This window comes from Ruegeria sp. AO1 (assembly GCF_056535985.1).
Genome location: NZ_JBQFJC010000001.1, coordinates 1172626 through 1184836, shown reverse-complemented (window position 1 = coordinate 1184836; position 12211 = coordinate 1172626). Strand labels below are relative to the sequence as shown.

At 54.7% G+C, this 12211-nt stretch carries 12 protein-coding genes and 2 pseudogenes; 4 read left to right on the top strand and 10 right to left on the bottom strand.

Features of this window, described 5'->3' with window-relative positions:
• Positions 1-4: 4 nt before the first annotated feature.
• On the top strand, positions 5-868 hold the full coding sequence (locus ACR3FB_RS05840; protein WP_425083453.1) for a sugar phosphate isomerase/epimerase family protein: 864 nt from the start codon (positions 5-7) through the stop codon (positions 866-868).
• Between the two features lie 112 nt (positions 869-980).
• Complete coding sequence (locus ACR3FB_RS05835; RefSeq protein ID WP_170677376.1) at positions 981-1400, top strand: secondary thiamine-phosphate synthase enzyme YjbQ; 420 nt, start codon at positions 981-983, stop codon at positions 1398-1400.
• A gap of 30 nt (positions 1401-1430) precedes the next feature.
• Here ACR3FB_RS05835 and ACR3FB_RS05830 read toward each other — a convergent pair whose 3' ends face one another.
• The 7 genes from ACR3FB_RS05830 to ACR3FB_RS05800 are packed head-to-tail and all read right to left on the bottom strand — an operon-like array spanning position 1431 to position 6629.
• Complete coding sequence (locus ACR3FB_RS05830) at positions 1431-2201, bottom strand: SDR family oxidoreductase (RefSeq protein ID WP_480564972.1); 771 nt, start codon at positions 2199-2201, stop codon at positions 1431-1433.
• Positions 2198-3238 carry a zinc-dependent alcohol dehydrogenase gene (locus ACR3FB_RS05825; RefSeq protein WP_480564969.1) on the bottom strand — a complete coding sequence of 347 codons (1041 nt, stop codon included), beginning with the start codon at positions 3236-3238 and terminating at the stop codon, positions 2198-2200. The genes ACR3FB_RS05830 and ACR3FB_RS05825 overlap by 4 nt, the downstream gene beginning before the upstream one ends.
• Positions 3235-3597, bottom strand: a complete 363-nt coding sequence (locus ACR3FB_RS05820) for an enolase C-terminal domain-like protein (RefSeq protein ID WP_480564967.1) — start codon at positions 3595-3597, stop codon at positions 3235-3237. The genes ACR3FB_RS05825 and ACR3FB_RS05820 overlap by 4 nt, the downstream gene beginning before the upstream one ends.
• Complete coding sequence (locus tag ACR3FB_RS05815; protein WP_480564964.1) at positions 3590-4333, bottom strand: mandelate racemase/muconate lactonizing enzyme family protein; 744 nt, start codon at positions 4331-4333, stop codon at positions 3590-3592. The genes ACR3FB_RS05820 and ACR3FB_RS05815 overlap by 8 nt, the downstream gene beginning before the upstream one ends.
• Positions 4330-5328 carry an ABC transporter permease gene (locus ACR3FB_RS05810; protein WP_480564961.1) on the bottom strand — a complete coding sequence of 333 codons (999 nt, stop codon included), beginning with the start codon at positions 5326-5328 and terminating at the stop codon, positions 4330-4332. Before ACR3FB_RS05810 ends, ACR3FB_RS05815 begins: the two co-directional genes overlap by 4 nt.
• Positions 5329-5331: 3 nt before the next feature.
• A complete protein-coding gene (locus ACR3FB_RS05805; RefSeq protein WP_480564958.1) occupies positions 5332-6309 on the bottom strand; it encodes an ABC transporter permease in 978 nt (325 codons plus the stop codon).
• A complete protein-coding gene (locus tag ACR3FB_RS05800) occupies positions 6294-6629 on the bottom strand; it encodes an ATP-binding cassette domain-containing protein (protein WP_480566477.1) in 336 nt (111 codons plus the stop codon). The genes ACR3FB_RS05805 and ACR3FB_RS05800 overlap by 16 nt, the downstream gene beginning before the upstream one ends.
• A gap of 13 nt (positions 6630-6642) precedes the next feature.
• Between ACR3FB_RS05800 and ACR3FB_RS05795 the strand changes: the two are divergent.
• Positions 6643-6825 (top strand): annotated as a pseudogene (locus ACR3FB_RS05795) (integrase core domain-containing protein); the annotation flags it as partial.
• Between the two features lie 678 nt (positions 6826-7503).
• Here ACR3FB_RS05795 and ACR3FB_RS05790 read toward each other — a convergent pair.
• Both ACR3FB_RS05790 and ACR3FB_RS05785 read right to left on the bottom strand, forming a co-directional pair.
• Positions 7504-8190 (bottom strand): annotated as a pseudogene (locus tag ACR3FB_RS05790) (IS6 family transposase).
• A 99-nt stretch (positions 8191-8289) separates the two neighbouring features.
• Positions 8290-9660, bottom strand: a complete 1371-nt coding sequence (locus ACR3FB_RS05785) for an FAD-binding oxidoreductase (RefSeq protein ID WP_480564955.1) — start codon at positions 9658-9660, stop codon at positions 8290-8292.
• A 365-nt stretch (positions 9661-10025) separates the two neighbouring features.
• Between ACR3FB_RS05785 and ACR3FB_RS05780 the strand changes: the two genes are divergently transcribed.
• Complete coding sequence (locus ACR3FB_RS05780; RefSeq protein ID WP_480564951.1) at positions 10026-10919, top strand: YegS/Rv2252/BmrU family lipid kinase; 894 nt, start codon at positions 10026-10028, stop codon at positions 10917-10919.
• A 121-nt stretch (positions 10920-11040) separates the two neighbouring features.
• Here ACR3FB_RS05780 and ACR3FB_RS05775 read toward each other — a convergent pair whose 3' ends face one another.
• Entirely contained in the window at positions 11041-12135 is a 1095-nt protein-coding gene (locus tag ACR3FB_RS05775; protein ID WP_170641642.1) for an AI-2E family transporter, read from the bottom strand.
• Positions 12136-12211 lie beyond the last annotated feature (76 nt).

Genomic DNA, 12211 nt, shown 5'->3' with positions numbered 1-12211 from the left:
GAACATGAAATTAGGTGTAATTTGCGACGGCATTTCCCGCGATCTGCGGCATGCCGTGGACGTAATGGACGAATTCGGTCTGGACTATGCAGAGCTTCAGTTCGTTGGCGATACGGAGGTCGGAGACCATTCCCCGCAGGAAATTGCCGAGATCGACGCGCTCTTGCGCGACCGGGGCAAGCCTGTGTCGTGTCTATCACGCCATATCTTTGCAGGGATGACAGCTGCCAACAGACCCGGCGACGACCTGCACACTCGGCACATGGACGCTTTGAAACGCGTGATCGACATGGCGCATGTTGTTGGGTCTCCGCTCGTTCGGATCATGACGCAACGAAAGGAGCAGATACTCTGGGGAAAAAACGGCGCTGAAAAGTGGAATGTAGCGCATGGGGTATGGGACTCGATGCCGCCGCTGATCGCACCAGCGGTTGAACTGGCAAGAGCAGAGGGCGTGACGCTTGTGGTGGAAACCGGAAACGGTACGCTGGTCAATTCCAACTATACAGCCCGCAAACTGATCGACGAGTTGGACGCAAAAGACAGTTTGAAAGTGCTGTGGGACCCCGGAAACAACTGCTGGTGCCATGAACTGGCATACCCGGACGGTTACGAAGAACTGCGCGGCGGCTACTTGGGTCACATTCACATCAAGGACGTAAAGGTCGACACGCCGAGGGCGACGCTGGAAGTGCGCCGTATGGGGGAAGGTCAGCTTGCGCCTCTGTTCCAACCCATCGCGGACGCGCTCAGATCGGACGGCTATGATGGCGTGATTTCCTTCGAGAGTGTTTATCACCCCGGCAACGGAAACTTCGAAGATGGTTTTCGTCTGTGTGTGGACAGTTTCAAAAGCCTGTTTGCATGAACGTGCAGTCAATACGCGTTCAAAATCAGAAGCTTGATCCCCAATGCTGAATGCCAAATGGGGTGTAGAAAGCTGAGCGCCTTCGCGTAAAATTAATGAAAGGGCCTGCTGGATGAAGCAAGATTTTTTTGATCTGTCCATTGAAACGCCCGGCAAATCCCTCACCGACATCAGCGGGATCGTTCAGCGAGCGGTGTCCGAACATGAATTTGTGTCGGGCCTGCTGACCCTTTGGTGCGTCCACACGGGGGCTGCGTTGTTGGTGCAGGCCAATGCCGATCCCGAAGTGCTCAGGGATATCGAGACGTTCTTCGAGAAACTCGTACCAAAGTCACCAGGCAAGTATCACCACCGCCCGACCGAGGACGACAACGCTCCATCGCATCTGCGGGCGCTGTTGACGCAAACTCAGATATCCATTCCGGTCGAACAGGGGCAGCTTCCGCTGGGTCGCGTACAAAGCCTGTACCTGTTCGAACATCGAGAGGCGCCAAAAACTCGCCGATTGAAGGCGCACTATATCGGGACTTGATGCTTTGGGTCACATAGAGCGTTGACGTTGCTACCGCCCCATCCAGCCCCCGTCGACGACAAGGATTTCACCGTTGACGAAGTCCGACGCGGCAGAGGCCAGAAAGACCACCGGTCCGGCAAAGTCATCAGGCGTACCCCAACGGCCCTGGGGTGTTCGTTCAAGGATCGACTTAGATCGGACCGGATCATCCCGCAGGGCTTGGGTGTTGTCGGTCGCGATGTAGCCAGGCGCGATCGCATTCACATTCACGCCCTGCCCGGCCCATTCGTTGGCCAAAGCCTTGGTCAGTTGTCCAATCCCACCTTTCGAAGCTGCATATCCCGGCACGGTAATACCGCCCTGAAATGTCAGCAGCGATGCAGTGAAGATGATCTTCCCAGAGCCGCGCGCCAGCATGTCCTTGCCGATCTCGCGAGACAGAACGAATTGCGAGGACAGGTTGACCTCAATCACTTCGTCCCACCAGTCGTCCGGGTGTTCGGCGGCTGGCTTGCGTTTGATCGTGCCGGCATTGTTGACAAGGATATCAGGGGTTTGTCCGTCGGCCCTCAACTGATCAATGAACCCATGCAGCGCGGAGCGGTCCGAGAAGTCGCATTGGTAAGCCCGGAAACTGCGCCCCATCGCCGTGACGGCTTTTTCGACCTCCGAGCCGGACAGCTCGAGCGAGGCGGACACTCCGATGATATCGGCTCCGGCCGATGCCAATGCCTCGGCCATGCCGCGCCCGATGCCGCGTTTGCACCCAGTAACAAGGGCCGTCTTTCCCGTCAGGTCGAAACTTTGCAAAACACTCATGAACGCGGTCCTACTTCGATCAGGCTTTTCATTGCGGTTGGACTGCGATCCAGTGCTTCAAACGCGGCCTGAATGTCTGCCAGAGGGCTGACGCCAGTAATCACAACATCCGCGTCCACTCCGCCCGAGGCGACAACTGCGATGGCTTTCTCGTAATCCTCTGGCTCATAGACCCTAGCACCTATCAGTTGCAGCTCTCGCCAGAAGAACTGGAACAGGTCGATCTGGGGCTTTTGAGCATGGATCGCGACCATCACGATCCGGGCCCGCGTCGCGGCAACGGCGGTCATCGCATCAACACCGGGCTGCGTTCCCGATACCTCGAAAACCACATCCGCCCCTTTGTCGCCCGTGCGCGCGTTGATCGTGGCCACCAGATCGGTTTCGATTGGGTTGATCGTGTCAAAACCAAGCTTTTCGGCAATGGCCAAGCGGTTCGGATTCACTTCGGAAATCACGACGTTTCCGCCTGCGTCCCGCGCAACCATGGCAACCAGGATGCCGATCGGGCCGCCACCGATGACGACAACGTCCTCTCCAGATTGCAGGCTAGATAGCCGCACATCGTGGCAAGCAACGGCGACCGGCTCGATCAGCGCCGCGTGATCCATGCGCAAGTCATCCGGAAGAACGTGCAACGTGTGGGCCGGAACGGTCCAGATCTCTTGCATGGCGCCATCGGTGTCGAGGCCGAGAAACCTGAGGTTCTGGCAGATATGCTGATGCCCCCGTTTACAGGCCGGGCATTCGCCGCAGTGATCAAGCGGTCGGACGACGACCTTTTGGCCGGGTTTTACCGTATCGACGCCCTCGCCCACCGCTTCTACGACACCTGACATCTCGTGCCCAATCACCCGGTTCAGGCCGACACGGGCATCCATGTTGCCGTGGTAGACGTGCATGTCCGTCCCGCAAATTCCACAATAGGCAACGCGAACTGCAACCTCGCTTGGGCTCGGAGCAGTCGCCCGGGCCTGTTCCACGGCAAAGCTTTTGTTGCCCCTGTAGTACGCCGCAGAGATCGTCTGGGTCGTCATGTATGCATCTCCCTGTGTTCCGCATTCAGTTTGTCCCAGTCGAATTCCACTCCGGTTCCCGGAGTATCCGGGGCTACGGCCAGACAGTCTTCCACAACCAGCGGACGGGTCGTGTACTGGTCTATCGGAAATGAGTGTACTTCCAGCCACCCCGCGTTGGGTTGCGCAGAAACAAGGCTGACGTGCAGTTCCTGCATCCCATGACTGCAAACCGGAATGCCGTGTTGTGCGCTTAGCGCGGCCACGCGCAGCCAGCCGGTTACCCCACCGCAGTTTGAGGCATCGGGCTGGATGAAACTCAGCTTCGCGTCATCAAAGGCGTATTCGAATTCGTGTATGGTGTGCAGGTTCTCACCCATAGCGGGGAACGCCCGTCGCTTCGACTATTCGGCCATAACCTTTGTAGTCGTCTGGAACAATCGGTTCCTCGAACCACAAAATATCGCAGTCGGCAAACCCTCTGGCAGCCACGATGGCCTCTTCGGCGCTCATAGAGTAATTCGCATCGACCATGAAGAAACGGTCCGGGCCCAGCATCTCGCGCACTGCCCGGGCACGTGAAAGATCGTCGGCCAGGTCTGGTTGACCGACCTTGATCTTGACTGCGTTGAACCCTCGCGCAAGGTACCCTTCGGTCTGGCGCAGCAGTTTCTCTAACGAGAAATTCAGGTCGATCCCACCGGCGTAGGCCTTGCACCGTTTGGACGCTCCGCCGGCCATCTGCCACAATGGCGCATTTTGTGTTCTGCCCCGAATGTCCCACAATGCAATATCCACGGCCGAGATGGCAAACGAGGCGATCCCGCCCCGCGCGACGTAGTGCACATGCCACTGCATGGCATCGTATAGGCTTTCGATCTGTTCAGCGTCTTGTCCTACAAGGAACGGTGCCAGATCATGCTGGATCATCGCCAGGATGGCATGACCACCCTTGCCCCCCGTATAAGTATATCCGACCCCCTCGACCCCATCCGAGGTTTGAATAGTAACTGTGATCAGTTGAAAAAACGTGTGATCCCCATGTTTGGCATCGACTAGGACTTCGGCGAGCGGAACGTTGAACAGCCGCGCTGATACACTTTCTATGCGATTCATTGACCCAAGACCTTCTGCTGCCTGGCAATAACCCGAGACTGTAAAAGGATGACCGCAAATAGAAAGCCTCCACGAATTACCATCTGCCAATAGGCACTGAAACTGATGGTGCCCTGACCGTTTTCAAAGTTTAGAACGTTGAAGACCAGCCCCAGCAACAGCGCACCGGCCACCGTCGCAGGGATCGAACCCATCCCACCCGTCAACAAAGTGCCGCCCACCACGACGGACGCGATGGCCGATAATTCCCATCCGATGCCCTCAAGGGGTTGTCCGGCTCCAAAACCCGAGGCCAGAAAGACTCCGGCGAGCCCCGCACAGCCGCCCGACAGCAGGTAAACGAAAGCCTTAGCGCGATTGACCTTCAGACCCATGAGGTTTGAGGCATCCTCGCTGCCACCAATCGCCAACACCGTTCGCCCGATGGTTGTTCTTTCCAACACCAGCCAAAGTACCAGCGTCAGTCCGGCCACGATGACGATTGCCCATGGAAACAGGCCGAACGCCTGCCCCATGCCAAGCTTGGTGAAGTTCGACCCCCAATCGACCGAAATTGTTTGGGCGTCCGAAATCACCAATGCCCCGCCTTTGGCGGCCAACATGGTCGCCAGTGTGGCGATGAAGGGCGGGATTCGAAGGATGATTATGCAAAAGGCGTTGATCGCCCCGAAACCAACCCCGGCAAGAACGGCCCCCGGCAACGCAACCTGAATCCCGTATGGGCTGAGATAGGCCGCAACAACCGACGTAAAGGCCGCAACGGATCCTACCGACAGATCAATCCCGCCGGTCATGATCACGAAACACATGCCCAGTGCAATCGCGATGAACATCGCGTTGTAGTTCAAGAAAGACGAGAAATTGTAGGCGCTGCCAAAGTTTTCATAGCGCATCAACCCGAACAGGATCAAAGCCAGCAGTGCGAGCCACACCGTCACCGAAGCCGAATTGCGCCGAAGGTACTTTCGCAGGTCAAAAGCCGTTTCATCCAACATCAATCAAGCCCTCCGGAACTGTTGGACCCAAACGGCCAGGATAATGATGGCGGCTTTGGCGATTAGTGCGACTTCGTCTTCTACCCCGTTAGCCAATAGTGTATATTTGACCAATTGGATGATGACAGCACCCAGTATGGCACCAAAGATCGGCGCCCGCCCGCCTTGCAAAAGAGCTCCGCCAACAACCGCGGCTGCGATGGCATCAAGCTCCATCAGATTGCCGTTGCGCGCGGCGTCCGAGGCCGAGTTGATCGCAACCACAATCAGACCGGCCAGCCCCGCAAGCACCGCGCAGACGACATAGGCCCCGATCTTGACCCTTCGTACGGGACCACCCGACAGATAGGCAGCGCGTTCATTGCCACCAATCGCCAGCAGGTAGCGGCCCCATGTGGTTCTAGTGATCACCCAGTACAGAACACAGGCAATGGCCAGCGCCAGCCAACCCTGGAACGGCAAGCCAAGCACCTTGCCGGTTCCAAGATAACTGAATGACGGGTTTGAAAATGTCTGCAGGTTCCCATTCGTCAAAACCTGGGCAATACCGCGACCAGAGATGAAGAGAATGAGCGTTGCCACAATGGGCTGCACGTTCAATATGGCAACCATTACGCCGTTGAACACTCCGCATAACCCCGCGACGAACAGCGGCAGGACAATGGCCAAAGTGACGCCCAGCATCGGATTAGCGGCACCCAGATCCGACAGAAAGATCAGCGGGGCCAGCGCCCCCGCCAGTGCCATGACCGCACCAACCGACAGATCGATGCCACCCGTGGCGATTACCAGCGTCATGCCCATGGCCACGATGGCGATCGTGGCAACCTGGCTGATATTCACAAACAGGGTCTGCAGTTGCAGGAAATTGGGAGTGAAAAACGCGTTGAACACCAGCAGGGCGACCAACGCGGCGATACCGCCATGAAAGCGGAAGGGCATCGACGCGACCCGTTGCGGCAACTTCATTGCGCGGTCCATGAACCAATTCCTTCTTCATGATGCGCAAGCGCGCCCACCAGTATGTTCTCGGTAATCCCGGGGTTGGTCAGTTCCTTGACCGAGCGCCCCTCGTGCATGACCACGATGCGGTCGGCGCCTTCCACCAATTCTTCGAATTCCGAACTGATGAGGACAACGCCAAACCCCTTCTCGACATAAGACCGAATGAACGATTGGATCTCTCGTTTGGCGCCGACATCCACGCCTCGGGTCGGCTCGTCGAGTATCAGGATGTCGGGCTGTGTCGCCAGCCAACGGGCAAGAAGCACCTTTTGCTGGTTGCCGCCGGAAGATCGGATACAGTTAAAGCTTCATGGCCAGTTCAGGGATGAGTTTATCAACGTTCAAGTATTCTACAGCCTACGCGAAGCGCAATTTCTGATCGAACAATGGAGGCGACACTACAATTCAAAGCGGCCCCATAATGCACTGGGCTATTGGCCGCCAGCACCTGAAAACAAAATCCCAGTGAATTACAGGCCGATGCTGCACTAGCAATCAATTTGTACCAGTCAGATCAGCCTACTTACCAAGTTTGTGTTCAAGTTTCTCTCTTCGTGAAAGTAGGACGCTGACATTTTGCAAAAACCGAAGTTGAATGCTCCTGTCGGGCACATCAGTGTTTCTGATGTCTTCGGTGGCGAAATAGAGATTGGTCGACCTAAAGATCGATGTACGATGTTCTTCGTCTATCGCGGGCGTCATTGTCCCAGATGCAAACGATTTCTCAACAAATTGAACGCTATACTAGCTGATTGGAGCAGCCTCTTGGACGTGGTTGTCGTTTCGGCCGACTCTAAAGAAAAGGCTTTAGCCGACAACGAAGCGTTCGGTTGGACCTATAGCTTGGGCTTTGGATTGACCGAAACGTAGATGCGATCACCTAGTCTGTACATGTCGGATCCTCTTTCAGAGGCTGAGACAACGACATTGTTTGCAGAGCCCGGTGCATTCGGCATTCAGCCAAACGGCAGTTTGATTTTGGTCGATATTTCGAACGGCCCCGCTGCACGCCCGGATCTTGAAGAATTGCTAGACGGAATGAAGTTCAATCTCGAAAACAACAGCCCTACTCGGGGAATAGTTTAATTACTGCAACGATGTTTTCAGACAAATACGAACCAGTCTCAGCTAAGCCAGTATGGCTGCCTTTTGTGCCGCACCAAGTTCACGTCACTCGGCTAGAGCGGCGATGCGCGTCAACTTGAAGGTGTCTCGGCTGTCGAGCAATCTCTCTTGATTGAAGTTGTTGTAGTCAGAGGAATGTACGGAGGCGAATTTCTGCAAACTCTGCATAAGGCTGAAACGCCGCATGGCTCGCTCTCTTCGTCGGAACGACAGGTGAGAGTACTCAACGCGGTTGTTGTGCCAGCTGCCTGTCCTTTGTTTTTCGAGAGTACCCAATTGTCTGAGCGCCGCCCTGTAGGATGCGGAGCGGTCTGTGACTATTTCCTCTGCACAACCGTGGCGCTTCATCAATTTATTGTTTAATTTCAGTGTTTTAGCTTTGTTTCGGCGTTTGGTGACAACGTCTTCCAACACTTCGCCCTCATGATCAAAAGCCCTCCAAGGCTAACGCAGTTTGCCATTAGCCTTCACAAAGACCTCGTCCACGTGCTACTTCCATTTGCTGAACACGCGCAGTTGCTGAACACGCTTCCATCTTATCTCAGCAGCAAACATAGAGCCAACCCTGCTCCACCAATATCGAACAGTTTCGTGGCTCACGTCGATGCCTCGCCCATGCACCTGATCCTCGACACTCCAAAGCGAGAGCGGAATTCGGATGTACAGCATCACCTCAAGGCGGATGATCTCAGGGCTGGTCTTAAAGCACTTGAAAGAGGCCGGTTCGGTCATTGCTAAACGCTGCGCAACCGCGCTGCCCTGCTTAAGCACAGTTAATCTGACGAGACTCCACTTGGCGTTTTAGGCGCGTCGAATCCTACTAAATGCCAGCTACGGCACGATGTTCTGGTTCACGCTAAACAGGTTGCCAGAATCATATTGCCGCTTGATCGAGAGGAGCCGGTCGTAGTTCGTACCATAGTTAGCCTTCACCCGATCTCCGTCATCATCGTCCATGAAGTTGATGTAGCCGCCCTGTTCGGAATGCGGCGCCAAGGCATCAGAATAATCACGTACCCATTTGATGTTCTTTTCGTCATCCGCGGGATCATTCGAAGCAGCCAACATCACCATCGAGAAGTTTGCATCGCGGTGCCCGAAAGCAGTCGCATCGGGTGCAACTCGCTTGCACGCGCCATCAATCGGATAAAGGTGCATCGAGGCGCTGACACCCGGGGCGTTCGGTCCGTGCCTTACATGCTCAGCAATAGCCGCGTCGGTCAATTCTTTGACGTAGTTGCCCTTCCAATATTGGCGAATTCCCTTTGGGAAGAGACCGTCAAATGCCGCGTTAATTGCCGGGAACGGTACCGGGCCAACATGTTCTGCCTTGACTTCTGCAACGTCGTGGAAGGGCTTGAACATCTTCTCACCCTCTGCAGGGTCACCCGCCCAACAGGCTACAAGTGCGACAAACATATCTCCGTGTCGGTCCTCAGGAATAAACGGGAGCGGGGGAGCAACTTGGAACGCCGGAAATCCACCCATCTGTTCCGGCGCGTCTTTGATGTACTCGCGGAAGAACTTCAGGATGTTTTCGGTCTCGGACACTTCATAAAACATTGGTCCCCAATAGACCGTGTCGACCGGGTGCAGCCGATATTCAAACGAGGTGCATACGCCGAAATTGCCGCCGCCGCCTCGGATCGCCCAGAACAGATCGGCATTTTCGTCGTCGCTCGCGATCACCAATTTGCCGTCGGCCGTCACGACATCCACCGAAATCAGATTGTCGGCCGAAAGGCCGAAGCCGCGGGTTAGATAGCCCACACCGCCACCAAGGGTCAGACCGGCTATACCCGTTGTCGAGATAATCCCACCGGGAGTGGCAAGTCCAAACGCGTGTGTAGCGGCATTGATGTCGCCCCAGGTCACGCCCGCCTCAGCCCGTGCCGTGCGTTTCACAGGGTCCACCCTTACTCCACGCATCCAAGAGAAATCGATGACCACACCATCATCTACGGTACCGAAACCCGGCCCGCTATGCCCGCCACCTCTGATGGCTAGCTTTAGATCGTTGTCGCTCGCATATCTTACCGCCATCATAACGTCGCCAGCATTCGCCACACGAACAATCACTGCAGGACGCTTGTCGATCATGCCATTGTGAACGCTGCGGGCGTCTTCATAGCCATCGTCTTCCGGCGTGAAGACGGCGCCATGGACAAGGTCGCGAAGCTCACTTGGTGATTTAGCAGTCATGTCTTCCCCCCCCGTTTATGATACCAGAAGAATACCACAAATGGGCCAAACCAGCTAATTTCCTTTGATGAGGGACATTCGATTGCTGCCCGAGGCATAGCCTTCGCGGTGGGAAAAGTCGCCGTCCAAACCAAGTGTGCATTCTATGCTCGATGCGGCCAGTCTTTGCAGTCTTCATGATTGGCTGCTCGCAGCGCGAAGCAGACCTTCACTACTAAGCTTTGTATACTCTGAGAAGCGGAGAAAGCTGACTATCGTCACTTAGGGGTAGGCTAGTACAAATAAGGTTTCAATTGCTTGAGCGCCTCTGCCATTAGAACTTTTAAAGCAGTTGCTCCAACGTGCGAGAGCTCTATGCTGGAACCATGGCCAAACATACCCTGCTAATTCTCAATAGGAAGTCCGCAGCAAGACCCGATCTGCGTTCTGCTGTCCGCCCATTGGAAAAAGAGCTTGGCATTAGGGTATGTATTCCTTGGTCAGGAAAAGACTTGAGGAAGACCCTTCGAGAAGCCGTAGGCGATGGGGTAACCCGAATAATCGCTGGCGGTGGTGACGGCACTTTGAACTCGGTCGCGAATGCTGTTTTGAAGTTGAAGACAAAGTCGCCTGTCTCGCTAGGTCTTGTTCCCTTGGGAACAGCGAACGATTTCGCTCGGTCGTATGGTGATAAGGGGTTGGACTTGGCAACATCGGTTCGAGTTGCTGCATCGGGAAACGCGCGGCCTATCGATGTAGGATACATAAACGGCAGTCCGTTTGTGAATGTTGCAAGCGGCGGATTTGGAGCGATGATCACTGCAACGACACCCAAGGAAATGAAGAAAAGACTGGGGGGACTCGCGTACACTCTGTTTGGGCTTGCTCGTTTATCTGATGCAAAATCTGTTCCCGCAACAATCTCAATTGATGATGAAGACCCGTACGACGTTTCCATTTCCGCTATCGCGATTGCGAACAGCCGCTATGCAGGTGGCGGTTTTGACGTGGCGCCTGAAGCGGAAGTGTCCGACGGGTTGCTCGATTTAAGCGTGCTTTCCGCAGAGCGTTTAATGCCAGAAAATCTGCCCTTTGGCAGACTGCCGGATATCTCGGATCCCAAGGATGGCTTTGTACAGCGCTCTCGTCTGAGATCTATGGTTTTGAAAACCTCCCAACCGTTTCATATGAATTTGGACGGCGAGCCGTTGATCGATCAACGCTTTGAGGTTTCAATTAAACCAAATGCGCTGAACTTCGTTTTCCCAAGCGGTAAGTAGCTCGGGTTTCTCTTTAAACTCAAACTTCGCACGCTGTTTCGAAATATGTGCGGGGCTGCTTCATACATTCGGTGATATAGTTAGTTAAAAAGCCGCCATCCAGTCGGCGAACGTCTCTCGCTTAGCTGTTTACGGCGTCAGTGTTGTTTATTTTCCCATCACCGGACATCAGTATCGCGATTGGCTGGGTAGATGGGATATTCGATAGTACAATCATTATGCACACGGTGATCGGGACGCTCATCAACGCTCCGGCAATCCCCCAGATCGCAGTCCAAAACGTGAGCGCCAAAATGACCATGAATGGCGACAAATTCAGGCTTTTCCCAAGTAGCATTGGCTCCAGGATATTTCCGACAGAGAATTGAACAGCGCCACAACCAATTAGAACAACAAGAAAGGGCACGACTTCTTCAAACTGTACCAGTGCGACAATTGAAGGAAGCGCGACGCCGACGATAGAGCCGACTGTTGGGATAAAATTCAACAAAAACGCAAGAACCGCCCAGGTTTCAGAGAAGTCTAAGCCGACGGATGCCATCACTGCATAACTGCCCAAGCCAGTCAGTGCACTCACCAGCGTTTTGATACCAACATATCTTTGAATGCTGTCCGACGTGCTCTCAAGAACGCGACGAACTTTTTCAGCGGCTTCCCTGTCTTTGATTGCGAGCTTGATTTTGGCGCGCATTGGAACACGTTCAACCAACATGAATGGCACATAAAGCAGCACCAAGAAAAAAGCGCTTAGGAATGCCCCAGCAGAGCCGATCACTCCTGTCGCGAGCCCAGCCAGGTTGATCTGCTCCAAGGCTTTGATCGCGGCTGCATAGTTGTCTTGCCCAACCAGTGACACCAGCTTTGCGACTATGCTGGAAAACCGTTCCTCATAGCGCGGAAACGCTTCCGAAACCTCGCCGGCTTGACTGGATAGTATCGACAACACAAGCGAGAGGCCGATTAACACAATTGAAATTGCGGCCAAATGCGCAAGCCACTTCGGGACGGTGCTGCCAAATATCTTGACTCTGCCAATTCGATCCGCAGTCGCGGTAAGAAGAACAAACAGGAGAGCCGCAAAAGACAGGGGAACCAGCACAGAGGAGGCGAGGACTAGGGACGCTACGGTCAAGAACACAAGGACGACCAACTGATACCAGAACGTGAGTCCCAAGAAACCTGATGAAGGATCTTGATGATGCATACCCTTTTTCATTTGTAGGCTCCCTACAGGACTGAGCGTTGTCCGACCGCTTTCTGCATTGATAGTGTATTAGCTCGCCTTGATCGTA